We start from the raw sequence: 17699 nt of genomic DNA on the forward strand, positions 1-17699 counted from the left end.
CGGTCTCATTGGGAGCCTCCCATCGTTCCGGGTGTACGGGCAACGGACATCACGGCGCCGTTGTAGTCGCGCGGCGCATGCAGCGACCTCGCGGTGTCCTCCATGTAGCGCATCGCCGGCCCGGACTGCACGGTCAGCGCCACGTTGAGGGCGAGCAGAAGCAGGACCGGCGCGATTTCCGCCACCCGCACGCGCGGCGCCTCCTCGGAGGGGGAGGCCCAGAATGCGTCGATGCCGGCCCGCGTCATCGCCACCACCGTCGCCAGCCCGGACAGGACCAGCGCCGCCATCAGCACCCAGGTGGTGACCGGCACGTCCGGGCCGGCGGCCAGCAGCGGCGACAGGATCGCGAACTTGGCGAGGAAGCCCGACAGCGGCGGCAGGCCGGCCAGCAGCAGCGCGCTGGACATGAAGCCGATGCCGAGGATCGCCATCGTCGCCGGGATGGCGACGCCGGCCCCGCCGTCGTCGGACTCCTCGTCATCGCCCTCGCCGTACGCCTCGCGGGTCACCGCCAGCACGTCGGCGCCGACGGCGCGGCCGCGCTCCACCAGTTCCACCACCAGGAAGAAGCCGGCGACCGCCAGGACCGAGCTGCTGAGATAAAACAGGGCGCCGCCGGTCACCGACAGCTGCCCGGCGCCGATGGCCGCCAGCAGCGTGCCGGACGAAACCAGCACGCTTGCCCCGGCCAGCCGCGCCATGTTCTGCGTCGCCAGCACGGCGATCGACCCGAAGCCGATGGTCAGCAGCCCGCCGACCAGCAGGACGGTGCCGCCGAAGCCGGAGGAGGCCCCTGCCCCATCGCCGAACACCAGCAGCCACAGCCGCAGCACGGCATAGACGCCGACCTTGCTGAGGATGGAGACGATGGCGGCAGAGGCCGCACCCAGGGTGGAATAGGTGTTGGGCAGCCAGAAGCCGAGCGGCCACATCCCCGCCTTGATCAGGAAGGCGACGCCCAGAATGGCCGCCCCGGCCTCCAGAAGTCCCCGGTCCTCCGCCGCCAGACCGGCGACGCGGCCGGCCAGATCGGCCATGTTGAGGGTGCCGGAGATGCCATAGATCATGCTGACGCCGATCAGGAACAGCAGCGACGCCGACAGGTTGATTGCGATGTAGTGCAGCCCCGCCCGCACCCGCGCAAGGCCCGAGCCGTGCAGGGCAAGCCCGTAGGAGGCGGCCAGCATGATCTCGAAGAAGACGAACAGGTTGAACAGGTCGCCGGTCAGGAAGGCGCCGTTCAGCCCCATCAGCTGGAACTGGAACAGCGAATGGAAATGCGCGCCCGCCTTCTGCCAGCGCGGCAGCGAGAACAGCAGGGCGGCCACCCCCAGGATGCCGGTCAGCACCAGCATCAGCGCGGCGAAGCGGTCCAGAACCAGCACGATGCCGAAATTGGCTGGCCAGTCGCCCAGCCGGTAGACGCGGACGCCGGCCGCGCCCGAGTCCGCGACCGTCATCGCCAGGATGGCCAGCCCGAGCAGGGCAAGCGCCGACGCCATGCCGATCACGGCCTTCAGCGTGCGCTGCCGCTCGTCGATCAGCATCATCACCGCACCCGCCAGCATGGGCAGGACGATGGGCGCGATCGTCAGGTGATCCATCCAGCCGGTCACCGGCTCTTCTCCTTTCCGTCGACATGGTCGGTCCCGGTCAGGCCGCGGGCGGCGAGCAGCAGGACAAGGAACAGGGCGGTGGTGGCGAAGCCGATGACGATGGCGGTCAGCACCAGAGCCTGCGGCACCGGATCGGCATGCATGGCGAGGTTGCCGGCCCGGCCGCCCTCCAGGATCGGTTCGGCGCCGGTGCGCAGGCCGCCGGTGGAGAAGATGAACAGGTTGACGGCATAGGACAGCAGCGACAGGCCGATGATCACCTGGAAGGTGCGGGGCCGCAGCAGAAGCCACACGCCGGAGCCGGTCAGCACGCCGATGCCGAGCGAAAGGATCAGTTCCATGTCAGTCGTCTCCCACGGCGGACGGCACAGGCCCGGATTGCACCGGTTCAGGCACCGCCGGCATCTCCGCCGGGCGCGGCGCGGCGGCGCGATGGCCGCGCAGCGACTGGCGGGCCAGCGCGATCAGGATCAGGATGGTGGCGCCCACCACCAGGGCGAAGACGCCGATGTCGAACAGCAGGGCGCTCGCTACCGGGATCTTGCCCAGCACCGGCAGCTCGGCGTAGGCGAAATAGCTGGTCAGGAAGGGCCGTCCGAAGATCCACGCGCCGAGCCCGGTGCCGGCGGCCAGCAGGATCCCGACCCCCATCCAGCGCATCGGCAGGACGCGCAGCCGCGCCTCCACCCACTGGGTACCGCCGAACATGTATTGCAGGATCATGGCGATTGCCACGGTCAGCCCGGCCGCGAAGCCGCCGCCCGGCAGATCGTGACCGCGCAGGAGCAGGAACAGCGCCACCATCAGGATCAGCGGAAACAGAAGCCGTGCGATCAGCGATGGGATGAACAGCCATTCCGCCGCCGTGTCGCCGTCCTTGCGGTCGGGATGTGAAATGTCGAAGGCGCTCTGGTCGCGCTGCTGTTCGGTAACGTCGACGCTGTCCGGCGCCGGGCGGAAGCGGCGCAGCAGCGCATAGGCGGTCAGCGCCACGGCGCCCAGTACGGTGATCTCCCCCATGGTGTCGAAGCCGCGGAAATCCACCAGGATGACGTTGACGACGTTGGTGCCGCCGCCCTCGCTATAGGCAAGCTCCAGGAAATGCTGGGCCAGCAGTTCCGGCGGGAAGCGGGTCATCACGCCGAAGGCGAGACCGGCCATGCCTGCCCCGGCGGCGATGGCGATGGTGAGGTCGCGCAGGCGGCGTGTCAGGGTGACCGCCTCCGACCCGCGGGCGCCGGGAACGTCCAGCCGCTTGGGCAGCCAGCGCAGGCCCAACAGAAGCAGGATGGTGGTGACGACCTCCACCAGCAGCTGGGTGAGCGCGAGGTCCGGGGCGGAGAACCAGACGAAGGTGACGCAGACGACCAGCCCGGCACCGCCCAGCAGGATCAGCGCCGCCAGCCGGTGGAACTTCGCCTGCCAGGCGGCGCCCAGCGCGAAGGCGGCGCCCAGCGCCCAGATCAGCGCCAGCACCGGATCGATGCCCGACGGCACCAGGTTGCCCGGCCCCAGCCCGCGCAGCCAGACCGTCCAGCCGGCGGCCAGCACCGCCACGCACACCACCAGACGAAGCTGCGGCTGCAGGCGGCGGGTGCCGACCAGCCCCTCCGCCGTGCGGGCGAGGCGCCAGGACAGGAAGACCATGGTCCGTTCGAACATGCGCCGGCCTTCCAGCGCGCGGATCAGCGGCGGACCCTCGATCCCCTTGGCGAGATGGCTCTGCAGCAGGCGGTAGAGGCAGACCCCGGCGATGAGCGCGGTGATGCTCATCATCAGCGGCCGGTTGAAGCCGTGCCAGACCGCAAGGCTGTATTCGGGCGTCGCCGCACCCAGCGCCGCCCGGGCGGCCATGTCGAGATAGGGGCCGACGGTGGCGGCCGGCAGGATGCCGATGACGATGCAGGCCAGCACCAGCACCTCGACCGGGAAGCGCATCCAGGCCGGCGGTTCGTGCGGCTTCTTCGGCAGGTCCACCGGGTCCGGTCCGAAGAAGGCGCCATGGATGAAGCGCAGCGAATAGGCGACGCTGAAGGCGCTCGCCACCATGGCGGCGATCGGCAGGACGTCGAAGAAGACCGGCAGCGGCCCCTTGGCCGACAGCGCCTCGGCGAAGAACATCTCCTTGGACAGGAAGCCGTTCAGCAGCGGCACGCCCGCCATGGCGGCGGCGGCGACCAGCGCGAGGCGCGCGGTGAAGGGCATCAGGCGGTTCAGGCCGGACAGTCGTCGGATGTCGCGCGTCCCCGTCTCGTGGTCGATGATGCCGGCGGCCATGAACAGCGAGGCCTTGAAGGTCGCATGGTTGATGATGTGGAAGATCGCCGCCACCAGCGCCAGTTCGCTGTTCAGGCCCAGCAGAAGGGTGATCAGCCCGAGATGGCTGATGGTCGAGTAGGCCAGCAGCCCCTTCAGGTCGTGCTGGAAGATGGCGACATAGGCGCCGAGCAGCAGGGTGGCGAGGCCGGCGGACCCGACGATCCAGAACCACGCCTCCGTCCCCGCCAGCACCGGCCACAGCCGCGCCAACAGGAAAACGCCCGCCTTCACCAGCGTCGCCGAATGCAGATAGGCCGACACCGGGGTCGGCGCCGCCATGGCGTGCGGCAGCCAGAAATGGAAGGGGAACTGCGCGCTCTTGGTCAGGGCGCCGAGCAGGATCAGCACCAATGCCGGCAGATAGAGCGGATGTGCGCGGATACAGTCGCCCGCCGCCAACACGGCATCCAGTTCGTAGCTGCCGACGATGTGGCCCAGGATCAGGACGCCCGCGAACAGGCAGAGGCCGCCCGTCGCCGTGACGGTCAACGCCATGCGCGCACCGTCGCGCGCGGCGGCGGTGTGGTGCCAATAGCCGATCAGCAGGAAGGAGAAGAGGCTGGTCAGTTCCCAGAAGAAGGCGAGCTGTATCAGGTTGCCCGACAGCACCACTCCGGTCATCGACCCCATGAAGGCGAGGAGGAAGGCGAAGAAGCGCGGCACCGGGTCCTCGGCCGCCATGTAATAGCGGGCATAGACCACCACCAGCGTGCCGACGCCGAACACCAGCCCGGCGAACAGCCAGGCGAAGCCGTCCATGCGCAAGGAGAAGTCCAGCCCCAGCATCGGCATCCATTCGGCCGAATAACGGACCACGCCGCCCGCCGACACCGTCGGATAGGCCGACCACACCATCGCCAGCCCGACCAGCGCCACGCCGCCGGCCAGCCACGCCGCCGCGTTGCGTGCGTGCGTGGGCAGCAGCCCGGCGACGAGCGCACCGGCGAACGGGAATGCAACGGCGATCAGGAGCAGCAGTGCGTCGGGCATGAAGTCCTACGGTCGAATGGATCGGCGGAGCCGGGCGAAATCAAGGGCCGGGCGGGATCAGAGGCCGGGCGGCGCGTCGTCCGGATCCTTGACGATGTCCGGATCCTCCCCATCCCGGGCGACGGCCTGGAGGACGATCTGGGCCGCGTCGGCGGGCGTCTTCGCACCGCGCAGCCGGCGCACCGATTGCGGATCGCGCAGGGCCCCGCAGATCTCGGCCATGGCGGCCAGCAGCCCCTTGCGGTTCGATGCCGGCCACAGGGCGAGGAAGACGAGATCGACCGGTTCGTCGTCGCGCGCGTCGAAGTCGATCGCGCGCTGGAGCCGGGCGAACAGGACGACCGGGACCGCCAGTTCGGCAAGCTCCGTATGAGGAAGGGCCACGCCCTTGCCGAGCGCGGTGGAGCCGATCTTCTCGCGCGCCAGCAGGGCATCCAGGATCTCCGGCGCCGGCCGGCCGCTCCGGGTCGCCGCCTCCGCCGCCAGCCGGTCGAGCAAGGCCGGCTTGGTGGCGGGAGCGGCGTCGAGGATGACTTCGGCCGCGGAAAAAAGCTCAGTGATGGCCATCTGGTTCTCCGGCATCCGACTCTCCATTGAGGCCAAAGGTGGAGGCGGGCACCGGGGACCGAACGCCACCCGTACCGCCGATCAACACGTCACAGGGCAGCGCCTCGATCACTTCGGAGGCCGTGCTGCCCAGCAGGGCACGGGAAACGCCGCTGCGCCGGGCGGAGCCCAGGGCGACCAGATCGTACCGTCCGTCCCGCGCGAGATCGACGATCCGCCGCCCCGGAGAACCGGTGAGCAGGATCGTCTCGACCGCCGGTTCCTGATCCGGTTCGCCGGACGGGGTGCCCAGCACTTTCCGGAAATCGTGCGCGACCTGCGCCGTGTCCAGGGGCGCCGTGTCCAGGGGAGAACTGCACCGGCCCGCCATCCCCGGCAGATCGACGACATGCAGCAGGTGGATGCTTCCCTCCCGCATCAGCATCCGCACGCCGTCAACCGAAGGGCGCGAGCGTTCGGAGAAGTCGACCGGCACCAGCGCCCGCAGATAGGGCTGGAGCGGCTTGTCGCGCACGATCAGCATCGGCGTTCCATCGGCGATCGCGATGCGCTCGACGGTGGAGGCCAGGAACAGGTCCGCCACACGGTCGCGCTGGTGCAGTCCCACCACCAGCAGGTCCGGGAGCCACAGCCCGGCATAGCCGGCGACCCGGTGTTCGACGGCGTCGCCGCGCACCGCAACCGCCTGTGACCGGATTTCCGCCCCGCCGGGCACGGCCAGGATGTGGCGCTGGAGTTCCGCTTCCACATGGTGCAGCGGCAGACAGCCATAGGGACCGCCGGTGCCGTCGACGACATGCAGCGCCGTCAACTCCGCATCGAACCGGCGGGCGAGATGGACGGCGCGCTCCAACGCACGGTCCGATTTCGGTTCCAGGTCGGTTGCCAGCAGAATGCGCCGGAGGCTCGCCATCGTGACTTTCGATTCATTTGCAGAGACACCTTGATGATCGGAAGTCGGCCGCAGTCTGTCCATGCCGGGAAATACGGACCTGAAAGGGTCGCATGGCACTCTGCCGAATGTCCGTAGTAATACGGGGCGGATCATTTCACCTGATGCAGTCCGGGCCGGTTGGCGTTACCATCGGTCCATGCCACAGACTATCCGCCGCCGATGGATGTTCATTCCGGCCTATCTGGCCGCCCATATGTTCCTGGATTGGATCAGCTTCATCCATGCGGTGTCGTCGATCAACATCACGCCGTGGAATCCGCCGGCCGGCCTGATGATGGGGCTGTCGGTGCTGCTGGGCGTACGCGCGGTGCCGCTGGTCTGGCTGGGGCTGACCGCCGCCGACATCGTGGTCCGCGACCTCCCGGTAACCCTGGGAACCGCCCTTCTGGCGAACGGCATCGTCGCCCTGGGCTATGGGGCGGCGGGAGGGATGCTGCGCAAGGTCATCGATCCGGGGCTGTCCAGCCTGCGTGACATCGTCCTGCTGCTCGGCTGCAGTGCGGCGGCGGCTTTGGTCATCGGGCTGGGCTTCATCGCCGTCCACACGGCGGCCGGGCTGTTCGAATGGGCGCGCTTTCCGGAGGTGCTGCTGCGCTTCTGGACCGGCGAGATCATCGGCATCGCCGTCCTGACGCCGATGGTGCTGATGGCACGGCGCATGCCGGCGCTGCGCTGGTCATGGGGCGGTGCCGCCGAGATTCTGGCCCAGGGCGCGCTGATCGGCTTCACCCTGTGGCTCGATTTCGGTCCGCTGGCCTCGTCGCAGTACGAGCATTTCTACCTGCTGTTCCTGCCGGCCATCGCGGTCGCGGTGCGGCACGGGCTGGGCGGGGCGGTGCTGGCGTCGGCCGCCACGCAGGCCGGGCTGATCGCCGCCATCGAGGTGGCCGGCGTCGATACCGCGCGCATGGCGCATTTCCAGCTTCTGATGCTGACGCTCGCCATCACCATCCTGCTGCTGGGCGCGGTGGTCAGCGAACGCCGCCGGGTGGAGGACAGGCTGCGGGTGCGGCAGTCCGACCTTGCCCACGCCTCCCGACTGATCGAGGCGGGGGAAATGGCGGCGGCGCTGGCCCATGAACTGAACCAGCCGCTGGCGGCGACGATGGGCTACGCCCGCGCCGCCCGCAAGATCGCGCGCCTGGAGGAGGCGTCGCCCCGCCTGACCGAGATCCTCGACAAGACGGTCACCCAGGCGGAGCGGGCCGACCGCGTCATCCGCAGCCTGCGCGACTTCGTGCGCAAGGGTGCCCGCGACCGGGCGCCGCTGCCGGTCGCCACGCTGATCGCCGACTGCCTGACGCTGGCCGGCCCGCTCGCCAGCCGGCATGCGGTGGAGATCGCGGCGGAAATCGCTCCCGCCCTGCCGGCCATTGCCGGCGATGCGGTCCAATTGCAGCAGGCGATCCTGAACCTCGTCCGCAACGCGGCGGAGGCGATGACGCCCGACGGCGCCCGGCCGGAGGAGCAGCCGGACCGTGAACAGATGGGGCGGCGACGCATCGTGATATTCGCCAGTCAGGCGGCCCAGCCCGGTTTCGTCGCCATCGGCGTGCGCGACACCGGCCCCGGCCTTGCCGAAGTGGTGGAGCGCAACCTGTTCGCGCCCTTCGTCACCACCAAGCCGACCGGCATGGGGCTGGGGCTGTCCATCGTGCGCACCATCGTCGATTCCCATGGCGGCACTTTGACGGCACGCAGTGGCGGTGGCAGTGGCGGTGGCGGTGGCGCCGCGACTGGCGCAGAAGGGGGAACCGTGTTCCAGTTCACCATTCCCGTGCATGCGAAGGACAGGGAAGGAGAGACTGCATGACGACCGAGAAGCCTGTCGCCTTCGTGGTGGACGACGACGAGGCGGTGCGCGATGCCCTGGCGCTTCACCTGGACCTGGCCGGGCTGTCGGTGCGCTGCTGCGCTTCGGCGGCGGAGTTCCTAGAGGCAGCCTCGCCCGACCAGCCCGGCTGCGCGATCCTCGACATCCGCATGCCGGGCATGGACGGGCTGGATTTGCAGCAGGAGATGGTCCGCCGCAGCCTGACCCTGCCCGTCATCATCATCACCGGCCATGGCGATGTGACCGCCGCCGTCCGCGCCTTCCGCGCCGGGGCGGTGGATTTCCTGCAGAAGCCCTTCGACGAGGATCTGCTGATCGAACGGGTGCAGGAAGCCTTCGAGCGCGATCTCGCCGCCCGCCGCGCCGACGTGGAGGCCGGGGAAATCCGCCGCCGGCTCGCCCTGCTCAGCCCGCGCGAACTGGAAGTGATGGAAATGGTCGCCGAGGGCCTGCCCAACAAGACGATCGCCCTGCGGCTTTCCATCGGCATCCGCACGGTGGAGACCCACCGCGCCCGCGTGCTGGAGAAGATGGAGGCGCGCAACGCCCCGGAACTGACCCGCATGCAGATGCGTCTGGGCGAGCGGCGGGAGTAACCGGTTGCCTTACTCGCCGACCTCGGCCACCTGTGTTTCGGCCGGAGCGGTCCGCTCGGCCGGGGCGGGCGGATAGCGGTAGAAGGAATGGTCGCCGATGGAGGCGGTGCGCAGCCGCGCCTTTGCCCAGTCCGGCTTCTGGCGCCCGAGCGCCGCCTGGGTGGGCGGGCTGTAGAACAGCGAGGCGCGCGCGGTCGGATCGGGCATCTCGTCGTCGTTCAGGTTCCAGGCAAGGCCGCGGGCAAGGCGCAGCGCCTCCTGGTCGGGGGCGAGGCGCAGCTTCGGCCAGGACGGCATGCCGCCCGCCCGGATCACCTGCGCCTGACGGCGGATTTCGGCCAGGATGCGCCGGGCCTCCGCCCGGTTGGCAACGCGGGGATCCTCCGCCACCTGTTGGCGCTCCGCCTGCTTGGCACGGGATTTCGCAGATTTGATCGGCTTGCGGCGCTTCTCCGGCTCCACCTGCTGGGGTGGGGAGAAGGGTTCGAACTGGCCGGCGGCGACGACGACGCGGCAGGGCAGCGACGGCTGCGACGCCGATGCGGCCCGGTTGGCGACCACCCACATGACGGCGGCCATGGCGTCGGCACCCTCGCCCCGCGCCTCAGCCCAGCCGGCGAGCGCCAGGCAGCGGCGCTCGCGCTCCGCCTGCCAGGGGGTCAGCATGTAGACCGAGGAGCCGATGACCACCGGCTGCTTCGCCCCGCCCCGCTTCGGCACGGCCCCCTTCAAATCGCCGACGAAGCGGGCGCAGCCGTCGTCGCCGGAAGGGCAGACCGGCCGATCGGCCTGAAAGCCGCCACTGATCAGAGCGCCGATGTCAGCACCGGTTTCCTGGGCGACTGCCTGGGCGCCTGCGCCGGCGGGAGCCAGGACGGTCGCGAACAGCAGGGCGAGGAGGGAGTGGCGCATCCCGGTCTCTCCGGTCTGGGGAAGGGGACTTCCTTCGACAGGAGGGACGGACCGCAAGTTCCGTGATTCGTCCACTTCTCCGATGGCTTAAGCCTGAGGGCGGCGGATGTAATCCGGCGGAGTCCCGAATGGGTTTTCCGGCGGATTCGGGTGTCGGGTTCGGGCATGAACCCGATGACGCGCATAAGCCCTGAAATGGCTAAGTTGCTGTGATACCGGGAGCTTTGCGTCATCCCCACGAAGGCGGGGATCCAGGGTTCCCAGATGGGGTCTCTCCCGGAAAAGCCCGGATTTCCGCCTTCCTGGGAATGACGGGCGAATTGGCTTTCCAGTCCCAGGGCTTGGCCCAATGCGGAAGCACGTATCGCGTGGCGCGCATATGGATTCGGGCCGGCAAGCCTTCGGATTCCTCCGGCTTCCAGCCCGATCGGCAGAATGGGTGCTGTGGGGAAATGCCGGCGGCGTCAGCCGGGCTGGCGATCCTCGTCCGGTTTGCCGCCTTCGCCGGTCCAGTCGTCGGTCAGAAAGTCCTGGGAGCGGCTGATCTCCTCCACCTCCGCGCGGGAGGGAGGTTTCGGCACCTGGTCCTGACCGGACTTGCGGTCGTCATTGTCGTCGGAGCCTTCAGGCTTGCGGGGCATCGGTTCCTCCTGGATCGCCGGGGACTTCCCAGCAAACAGGAACTGGCCTGCAAGATCACGAAACGGAGGAGCGGTTGAAGGAAACCCGCTCCCCCGGCCACATCAGTTGGTGGCGTCGGCCACCGTCACCGGCATGGTCCGCACCATTTCCAGGGCGACAGCGGCACGGACTTCGTCGGCGGCCAGGACGGCGGGCGTGTTCACGTTGGCGATGCCGGCGACGGCCGCGAACAGCAGGGCGCCGATGACGAAGCGGACGATGGCGAACTTGGCGGCATATTCGGCGTTGGCGGCGGCGAATTGGGTTTCATACGAGGTCATGATGATCTTCCTTCAATGTCGGTTTGGATTTCCGGCGGCCGATGCAGCGGCCTGTTGAGGAAGATATTGGCACAATCACGCCGCCGCAAAAGCGGAGACATCACATCCCTGCACTCGTCATTTCGCATTGCAGCATAGCGCTGTGAAAGACGTCATACGGAGTTTTTCTTGTAGTCTCCGCGTCGTTCGCAGCGCTCTACAGAGCTTTATGGGGGATTTCGCAGCGCTATTACTGGCTGCCGTCTGTTCAGATTAAAGACATGTGGGTTGGGTTGTGTCAATGGCAACGGCCGATGCGCCGAATTGGCGCAACCGCCGTCAGCGCCCCGGCGACAGCCGCTCGGCACTGGCCTTCAGCGTATCGATCATCGCCTGCTGCGCCTCTTCCGTCGTGTCGGCCGGGACGACGAAGCAGATGGTGGCGATGCAGCGGCCGGCCGGATCGCGGACCGGGGCGGCAAGGCAGGTGGTGAAACGGTCGACCAGCGCCGTGGTGCGGACATAGCCCTGGGTGCGGGCACGGCGAATGTCCTCCAGGAACTCGTCCTCGGCGATGCGGCGGCCGTCGGGAAGGATGAAGTCTTCGGGCGGAATGAAGCGGAGGATTTCGTCGGCGGCCATGTGATCGACCAGCAGCCGGCCGGACGCTGTCCAGGGGATCGGCACCTTGATGCCGATCTCGGAGCTGATGCGGAACATGCGCCGGCCCGGCTCATTCAGCACGACCAGATACTTGTCGCCTTCCAGCGTACAGAACTGAGCCGTCTCCCCCACCGTCTCGGCGATGTGGGCGACCTCCACCCGCGCCTTGCGGATCAGGTCGACGCTGTCGAGATAGTCGCTGCCGTAGTAGTGCATCGCCGGCCCGAAATAGACCGTGCCGTCCCCGTCGCGCAGTTCCAGCCAACGCGCCTCCACCAGCGTGTTGACCAGTTCGTACATGGTGGAGCGCGGGGTGCCGGTGTCGCGTGCGATGTCGGCGATGCGCGTGGGCGCGCGCCGGTCGTGCAGATGCTCCATCAGCGCGATGACGCGGTCGATGCCGCGGGCGCGGCCCGTCGTCTTCTCGGAAATCTGCTTCTCCGCCACACCGTCGCCCGTCATCTGATCCACGCTCCCTCTTGCCGCACTATCGCTTAGCACGCGGATTTTCGGCTTGCCAGCGATGTTTGTCCGATATACCGTTCTCTTGTCTGGAATACAAGACCGATGTCCGATATTCCGGACAAACGGTCGGGGAGGCAGAAATGACAGGGATCACGCGACGTCTGTTCAACACCGCCCTCGGCACGACGCTGGCCGCCGGCGGGCTTTCCTCTGGAATCCTGGGAACCTGGACCACGCCGGCGCAGGCCCAGCAGGGCGGCGCCTCGGTCGTCACGGTCGCCACCATCGGCGAGCCGCCGACGCTGGACCCGGTCGGCACCACGTCCGACCTCGTCAGCATCATCACCCAGCATATGTTCGAGACGCTGTTCACCTTCGACGGCGACTGGAAGCTCGCCCCGCTGGTGGCGTCGGCCCTGCCGCAGGTGTCGGCGGACGGCAAGACCTACACCATCCCCCTGCGCAGCGGCGTCACCTTCCATGACGGCAGCACCGTCACGGCCGACGACGTGGTTGCCTCGCTCGATCATTGGATCAAGGCCTCGCCGCGCGGCAAGACCGTCGCCCCCCTGGTGGAAAGCATCAGCGCCAAGGGTGCGGACGCCGTCGTCATCGCGCTGAAGGAGCCCTTCGCGCCGCTGACCGCGCTGCTGGCGATGAACAACGGCGCCGCCGCCATCGTGCCGAAATCGGCGATCGACGGGCCGGGCGCGCTGAAGTCGCTGATCGGCACCGGTCCGTACAAGCTGCTGGAGCACAAGCCCGACCAGTATATCCGGCTGGTGCGCCACGACGGCTACGCCTCTCCCGCCGGCACGCCCAGCGGCTATGCCGGCAGCCGCAAGGCCAACATCGGCGAGGTGCGCTTCGTCCCGGTGCCGAATGCCGCGACCCGGGTGTCGGGCGTGCTGGCCGGCCAGTACCAGTTCGCGGACAGCCTGCCGGCGGAAACCCTGCCGCGCATCAAGGACGCCGCAGGCGTCAAGCCGGTGATCGTCAAGCCCTTCGGCTTCCCGCTGATGATCATGAACACCAAGACCGGCGTGATGGCGAACCCGAAGCTGCGTCAGGCGGTTCTGGCGGCGCTGGAGCCGAACGACATGCTGCTGGCCGGCCTCGGCGACCCCGCCTTCGTCCAGGCGGAGGGGTCGATCTACGCCCAGGGCACGCCCTATTTCGATGCGGCCAGCGCCAAGCCCTACAGCGACCATGCCGCGGGCAAGGCGGCGGACCTGCTGAAGGCCGCCGGCTACAAGGGCGAGCCGATCCGCATCATGACCTCGGTCCAGTACGAGTTCCTGTACAAGATGAGCATGGTGGCGCAGGCCCAGCTCGAAATGGCCGGCTTCAAGGTCGATCTGCAGGTGCTGGACTGGGCGACCCTGCTGCAGCGCCGCGGCGACGACAAGGGCTGGGATGCCTTCTTCACCTATCACACCTTCGTGCCGGAACCGTCGCTGATCACGGTGCTGAACCCCAGCTATCCCGGCTGGTGGGACAGCCCCGCCAAGCGCGAGGCGCTTGCCGCCTTCAACCGCGAGATGGACCCGGCGGTCCGCAAGACGAAGTGGGTGGCGCTGCAGACGCTGTTCTACAGCGAGGTGCCCAGCGTGAAGGTCGGCGAGTTCTACAACCTTGCCGCCAGCAGCGACAAGCTGACCGGCTACACGCCGACGCCCTGGCCTTTCTTCTGGAACACCGAACTGAAGGGCTGAGGGGGGGATAACTCCCTCTCCATAAATCCCCCTCTCCCCCCGGGGAGAGGGTCGGGGTGAGGGGGATGCATAAGGTGGATCGGGGGATGATCGCGGCGTCACAATTCTTGTGAATCCTCGCCGCGCGTCCCCCTCACCCTAACCCTCTCCCCGGGGGGGAGAGGGGACCGTTCGTTAGTGATTTCCCCACCACCCAGGACCGCAACCATGCTCGTTTACATCGTCCGCCGGTTCGCCGGCATGATGATCGTCATGCTGCTCGTCGCCATGGTGGTCTTCGTGATCGCCCGCGTGGTGCCGGGCGATCCCGCCGCCGTCATGCTGGGGTCTTCCGCCACGCCGGAGGACATCGCGGCGCTGCGCGGCCGGCTGGGGCTCGATGAGCCGCTGCTGACGCAGTTCCTGCTCTATCTCGGGCAGATCGTCCGCTTCGACCTGGGCGAATCCATCTTCCTCAACCGTCCGGTGGCGCAGGCGCTGGCCGAACGGTCGGAGCTGACGGCGCTGCTGACGATGATGTCGGTGGGGATCGCCATGCTGATCGGCGTGCCCATCGGCATCCTGTCGGCGGCCAAGCGCGGCGGGCTGATCGACCAGACCGCGGTCGGGCTGGCCATGCTGGCGGCGAGCATTCCCAGCTTCTGGATCGGGCTGACACTGATCAAGTATCTGGCGGTCGACCATGCCTGGTTCCCGGTCGCCGGCTACGGCCCGCCCGAAGCCGACCTGATGGAGCGGATGCGCCATCTGGTGCTGCCGGCCATCGCGCTCGGCATTCCGAACTCGGCGCTGATCCTGCGCTTCACCCGCACCAGCATGCTGGACGTGATGAGCAACGATTACGTCCGCACCGCGCGGGCCAAGGGGCTGCCGCCGCTGGTCGTCGTGCTGAAGCATGCACTGCGCAACGCGATGATCCCGATCCTGACGGTGATCGGCCTGACCACCGCGGTGATGATCGCCGGAGCCATCGTGACGGAAACCGTGTTCGGCCTGCCCGGCGTCGGCAACCTGATCGTCTCCGCCGTGCTGCGCCGCGACTATCCGGTGATCCAGGGCGCCCTGCTGGTGGTGTCCGCCATCTATGTGCTGATCAACCTGACGGTCGACCTGCTCTATGCCGTGGTCGATCCGCGGGTCCGTTATTGAGAGGGAGGGTTACCATGGCAAGCGTCCCCGCCGGTCACGGCAGCATCCCCCTTCCCTCCAACGCCAAGCCGCAGCGCAGCCGGTCGCCGGCCGCCCTGCTGATGCGCCAGCTGTTCCGCCGCCGGCTGGTGGTGCTGTCCTTCCTGATCATGGCAGCGATCCTGGCGGTGGCATTGCTGGCGCCGTGGATCACGCCCTTCAACCCGATGAAGATGGACATCCTCGGCCGGCTGAAGCCGCCGTCCGCCGCCCACTGGTTCGGCACCGACGAATATGGCCGCGACGTGCTGTCCCGCGTGATGCTGGGCGCCCGGTTGTCGCTGCTGGTCGGGCTGCTGGTGGTGGTGGTGGCGACGCTGATGGGCACGCTGCTGGGGCTGGCCGCCGGCTATATCCGGCCGCTGGACGGCGTGCTGATGCGGCTGACCGACGCGCTGATGGCCTTCCCCGACATCCTGCTCGCCATCGCCTTCATGGCGGCGCTGGGGCCGTCGCTCTACAACGTCGTGCTGGCGCTCGGCATCGTCTACACCCCGCGCGTCGCCCGCGTGGTGCGTGCCGCCTGCCTCGTGGTGCGGGAGATGCCGTTCATCGAGGCGGCGACGGCGCTCGGCGCCTCCACGCCGCGCATCGTTTTCCTGCACATCCTGCCCAACCTGATCTCGCCGATCCTGGTGCAGGCCACCTTCATCTTCGCCTACGCCATCCTGACGGAGGCGGCGCTGTCCTTCCTCGGCGTCGGGGTGCCGCCGACCACCCCGACCTGGGGCAACATGATCGCCGGCGCCCAGCAGTATTTCCAGCAAGCCGACTGGCTGATCCTGTTCCCCGGCTGCGCCATCGTCCTGACCGTTCTGTCGTTGCAGATCGTCGGCGACGGGCTGCGCGACGCGCTCGACCCCCGGCTCCAGAAGGCGAAATGAGATGAGTGCCACTTTCCTCATCAAGAGCGCCCGCGTCATCGACGGCACCGGCGCCCCCTGGTTTCCGGCGGATGTGCTGGTGGAGCGTGGACGCATCGCCGCGGTCGGCCCGATGCTGGACGCGCCGCACGCCGAACCGCTGGAGGCGCAGGGCCGCTTCCTCGCCCCCGGTTTCATCGATGCCCATTGCCACGACGACCTGATCCAACTGCGCCAGCCCGGCCGGCCGGAAAAGGTGGCGCAGGGCGTCACCACCGTGGTGGTCGGCAACTGCTCCTTCGGCCTGTACCCGCAGAGTTCAGAGAGCGGCGGCGCCTTGCGCGAGCATTTCGGCAACCTGCTGGGCACGGTGTCGGATCAGGAAACCTTCGCCGATTTCGCCGGCTACCGCGCAGCGCTCGACGGGCGCGGCACCGCCATCAACCTCGTCTCGCTGGTCGGTCACGCCGCGCTGCGCCTCGCCGTCATGGGCTGGCAGAACCGCGCCGCCACGGCCACAGAGCGCGAAGCGATGGCAGCCCTGCTGGCCGAGCAGCTTCGCCAGGGCGCGCATGGCCTGTCGCTCGGCCTCGTCTATCCGCCCAGCGCCTGGGCAGAGCGCGCCGAGCTGGTGCGGCTGGCGGAGGTGGTGGCCGAGCATGGCGCCCTGCTGACCGCCCATGTCCGCTCCTATGAAGGCGGGCTGATCGCCTCGGTGGACGAGTTCCTCGACCTGCTGAAAGCCGGCGGGGCGAGCGGCCTGCTCTCCCACCTACAAGCCGCCGGAAAGCCCTATTGGGGCAGCCTGCCGCGGGCAGTGGAGCGGCTGGAGATCGCGCGGCACGACGGCACCGACGTCAGTTTCGACATGTACCCCTATCCGGCGGGTTCCAGCACCATCCTGCAGCTTCTGCCGCCTTCGGCGCTGGCGGGCGGGGTGGAGGCGCTGCTCGCCCGCATGGCCGATCCCGACGGTCTGGCGGCCTTGCGCCGCGCCGTGGAAGACGGCGAGGCGCCGCTTGACGCCGGCTGGGAATCCAAGATCCGCCTGATCGGCTGGGAGAATGTCCGCATCGGCGGCGTCTCGGCGGAGGATCTGCGGGAGCTGGAGGGGATGTCGCTGGCGGAAATCGCGGAGACGCGGTGGGAGCAGCCCTTCGACACGCTGGTCCGGCTGATCGCCATCGACCGCGGCCGGACCAACATCGTCATGTTCCAGCTGGCCGAAGCCGACCTTGAAACCGCGCTGTCGCACCCGCTGCACATGCTGGGATCCGACGGGTTGCCGCGCGAGACCGGCAAGCCGCACCCCCGCGCCTTCGGCAGCTTCCCGCGCTATCTCGCCCGCGCCATCACGGGCGACGGCAAGCTGGGGCTGGAGGACGCCGTCCGCCACATGACCGCGGTTCCGGCGCAGCGGTTCGGCCTGTCCGACCGCGGGCTGATCCGGCCAGGCATGGCGGCCGACCTGACCCTGTTCACCGCCGATGTGGCGGACCGCGCGACCTTCCAGGATCCGACGCGCCCGCCCCACGGCATCACCGACGTGCTCGTCGCCGGACAGTTCGTCCTGCGCGACGGCGGGCACACCGGCGCGCGTCCGGGCAAGGCCCTGGCCCGCGCCTGATCCATCAAGAACACATTTGCAAAACCTGTGAGGACCGAATGACCAACCGCAAGCCGATCTTCGCCGAAAAGGGTGCGAAGCCCGCCGGCCAGTACAGCCACGCCGTCGTCGCGAACGGCTTCGTCTATGTGTCGGGCCAGGGGCCGCACCATCCGGAGACGGGCGCGCTGCCCGAGGATTTCGCCGGCGAGGTGCGCCAGACCCTGCGCAACCTGGAGATCATCCTGAAGGCCGCCGGCACCGATCTTGCCCATGTGGTGAAGGTCAACAGCTACCTCAGCGACCTCGGCCGCTTCCAGGAATACAACGCGCTCTATTCGGAGTTCTTCCCGACCGAGCCGCCGGCCCGCACCACCATCGGCTGCCAGCTGAACAACATCCAGGTCGAAATCGACTGCATCGCGGTCCTTCCAACCGCGTAACATCCTGAGTACACGGCCGATCC

16 protein-coding genes are annotated in these 17699 nt (G+C 68.5%); 7 read left to right on the plus strand and 9 right to left on the minus strand.

Annotation, left to right across the window (positions count from 1 at the left end):
- Positions 1-5: 5 nt before the first annotated feature.
- The 5 genes from VD964_RS13685 to VD964_RS13705 are packed head-to-tail and all read right to left on the minus strand — an operon-like array spanning position 6 to position 6408.
- Complete coding sequence (locus VD964_RS13685; protein WP_324869125.1) at positions 6-1619, minus strand: monovalent cation/H+ antiporter subunit D; 1614 nt, start codon at positions 1617-1619, stop codon at positions 6-8.
- Positions 1616-1960: a Na+/H+ antiporter subunit C gene (locus VD964_RS13690; protein ID WP_194914214.1), complete on the minus strand. Its 345-nt coding sequence runs from the start codon at positions 1958-1960 to the stop codon at positions 1616-1618. Before VD964_RS13690 ends, VD964_RS13685 begins: the two co-directional genes overlap by 4 nt.
- A 1-nt stretch (position 1961) precedes the next feature.
- Positions 1962-4928 (minus strand): monovalent cation/H+ antiporter subunit A, encoded by a 2967-nt coding sequence (locus VD964_RS13695; protein ID WP_324869126.1) that lies wholly within the window; start codon positions 4926-4928, stop codon positions 1962-1964.
- Positions 4929-4985: 57 nt separating this feature from the next.
- Entirely contained in the window at positions 4986-5495 is a 510-nt protein-coding gene (locus tag VD964_RS13700) for a PTS sugar transporter subunit IIA (protein WP_324869127.1), read from the minus strand.
- The gene (locus tag VD964_RS13705) at positions 5482-6408 is read right to left on the minus strand and encodes a universal stress protein (RefSeq protein WP_324869128.1); all 927 of its coding nucleotides are present in this window, start codon (positions 6406-6408) and stop codon (positions 5482-5484) included. The genes VD964_RS13700 and VD964_RS13705 overlap by 14 nt, the downstream gene beginning before the upstream one ends.
- 178 nt (positions 6409-6586) lie before the next feature.
- Between VD964_RS13705 and VD964_RS13710 the strand changes: the two genes are divergently transcribed.
- Both VD964_RS13710 and VD964_RS13715 read left to right on the plus strand, forming a co-directional pair.
- On the plus strand, positions 6587-8263 hold the full coding sequence (locus VD964_RS13710) for an ATP-binding protein (protein WP_324869129.1): 1677 nt from the start codon (positions 6587-6589) through the stop codon (positions 8261-8263).
- A complete protein-coding gene (locus VD964_RS13715) occupies positions 8260-8880 on the plus strand; it encodes a response regulator transcription factor (RefSeq protein ID WP_324869130.1) in 621 nt (206 codons plus the stop codon). The genes VD964_RS13710 and VD964_RS13715 overlap by 4 nt, the downstream gene beginning before the upstream one ends.
- 9 nt (positions 8881-8889) lie before the next feature.
- On the opposite strand, the gene VD964_RS13720 is transcribed toward VD964_RS13715, so the two are convergent.
- From VD964_RS13720 to VD964_RS13735, 4 genes are all read right to left on the minus strand, one after another.
- Complete coding sequence (locus VD964_RS13720) at positions 8890-9792, minus strand: cell wall hydrolase (RefSeq protein ID WP_324869131.1); 903 nt, start codon at positions 9790-9792, stop codon at positions 8890-8892.
- A gap of 464 nt (positions 9793-10256) precedes the next feature.
- Positions 10257-10433, minus strand: a complete 177-nt coding sequence (locus tag VD964_RS13725; protein WP_324869132.1) for a hypothetical protein — start codon at positions 10431-10433, stop codon at positions 10257-10259.
- A 102-nt stretch (positions 10434-10535) separates the two neighbouring features.
- Positions 10536-10754, minus strand: coding sequence for a hypothetical protein (locus tag VD964_RS13730; protein ID WP_324869133.1), 219 nt, complete (start codon positions 10752-10754; stop codon positions 10536-10538).
- A 318-nt stretch (positions 10755-11072) separates the two neighbouring features.
- On the minus strand, positions 11073-11858 hold the full coding sequence (locus VD964_RS13735; RefSeq protein WP_324869158.1) for an IclR family transcriptional regulator: 786 nt from the start codon (positions 11856-11858) through the stop codon (positions 11073-11075).
- Between the two features lie 143 nt (positions 11859-12001).
- Between VD964_RS13735 and VD964_RS13740 the strand changes: the two genes are divergently transcribed.
- The 5 genes from VD964_RS13740 (at position 12002) to VD964_RS13760 (ending at position 17676) form a co-directional block, all read left to right on the plus strand.
- Positions 12002-13576, plus strand: coding sequence for an ABC transporter substrate-binding protein (locus VD964_RS13740; protein ID WP_324869134.1), 1575 nt, complete (start codon positions 12002-12004; stop codon positions 13574-13576).
- Positions 13577-13783: 207 nt separating this feature from the next.
- On the plus strand, positions 13784-14725 hold the full coding sequence (locus VD964_RS13745; protein WP_324869135.1) for an ABC transporter permease: 942 nt from the start codon (positions 13784-13786) through the stop codon (positions 14723-14725).
- 14 nt (positions 14726-14739) lie between these two features.
- Entirely contained in the window at positions 14740-15648 is a 909-nt protein-coding gene (locus tag VD964_RS13750; protein ID WP_324869136.1) for an ABC transporter permease, read from the plus strand.
- A gap of 1 nt (position 15649) precedes the next feature.
- The gene (locus VD964_RS13755; protein WP_324869137.1) at positions 15650-17254 is read left to right on the plus strand and encodes a D-aminoacylase; all 1605 of its coding nucleotides are present in this window, start codon (positions 15650-15652) and stop codon (positions 17252-17254) included.
- Positions 17255-17292: 38 nt separating this feature from the next.
- The gene (locus VD964_RS13760; protein ID WP_324869138.1) at positions 17293-17676 is read left to right on the plus strand and encodes a RidA family protein; all 384 of its coding nucleotides are present in this window, start codon (positions 17293-17295) and stop codon (positions 17674-17676) included.
- The last annotated feature ends 23 nt before the right edge of the window (positions 17677-17699 follow it).

Source organism: Azospirillum sp. (genome assembly GCF_035628975.1).
In the GTDB taxonomy this organism is placed as follows: Bacteria; Pseudomonadota; Alphaproteobacteria; order Azospirillales; family Azospirillaceae; genus Azospirillum.

Bases quoted from the DNA above. Each gene is read 5' to 3' on its own strand.
- VD964_RS13690 (WP_194914214.1), bottom strand. From the start codon at position 1,960: ATGGAACTGATCCTTTCGCTCGGCATCGGCGTGCTGACCGGCTCCGGC.
- VD964_RS13695 (WP_324869126.1), bottom strand. From the start codon at position 4,928: ATGCCCGACGCACTGCTGCTCCTGATCGCCGTTGCATTCCCGTTCGCC.
- VD964_RS13700 (WP_324869127.1), bottom strand. From the start codon at position 5,495: ATGGCCATCACTGAGCTTTTTTCCGCGGCCGAAGTCATCCTCGACGCC.
- VD964_RS13705 (WP_324869128.1), bottom strand. From the start codon at position 6,408: ATGGCGAGCCTCCGGCGCATTCTGCTGGCAACCGACCTGGAACCGAAA.
- VD964_RS13710 (WP_324869129.1), top strand. From the start codon at position 6,587: ATGCCACAGACTATCCGCCGCCGATGGATGTTCATTCCGGCCTATCTG.
- VD964_RS13715 (WP_324869130.1), top strand. From the start codon at position 8,260: ATGACGACCGAGAAGCCTGTCGCCTTCGTGGTGGACGACGACGAGGCG.
- VD964_RS13720 (WP_324869131.1), bottom strand. From the start codon at position 9,792: ATGCGCCACTCCCTCCTCGCCCTGCTGTTCGCGACCGTCCTGGCTCCC.
- VD964_RS13725 (WP_324869132.1), bottom strand. From the start codon at position 10,433: ATGCCCCGCAAGCCTGAAGGCTCCGACGACAATGACGACCGCAAGTCC.
- VD964_RS13730 (WP_324869133.1), bottom strand. From the start codon at position 10,754: ATGACCTCGTATGAAACCCAATTCGCCGCCGCCAACGCCGAATATGCC.
- VD964_RS13735 (WP_324869158.1), bottom strand. From the start codon at position 11,858: ATGACGGGCGACGGTGTGGCGGAGAAGCAGATTTCCGAGAAGACGACG.
- VD964_RS13740 (WP_324869134.1), top strand. From the start codon at position 12,002: ATGACAGGGATCACGCGACGTCTGTTCAACACCGCCCTCGGCACGACG.
- VD964_RS13745 (WP_324869135.1), top strand. From the start codon at position 13,784: ATGCTCGTTTACATCGTCCGCCGGTTCGCCGGCATGATGATCGTCATG.
- VD964_RS13750 (WP_324869136.1), top strand. From the start codon at position 14,740: ATGGCAAGCGTCCCCGCCGGTCACGGCAGCATCCCCCTTCCCTCCAAC.
- VD964_RS13755 (WP_324869137.1), top strand. From the start codon at position 15,650: ATGAGTGCCACTTTCCTCATCAAGAGCGCCCGCGTCATCGACGGCACC.
- VD964_RS13760 (WP_324869138.1), top strand. From the start codon at position 17,293: ATGACCAACCGCAAGCCGATCTTCGCCGAAAAGGGTGCGAAGCCCGCC.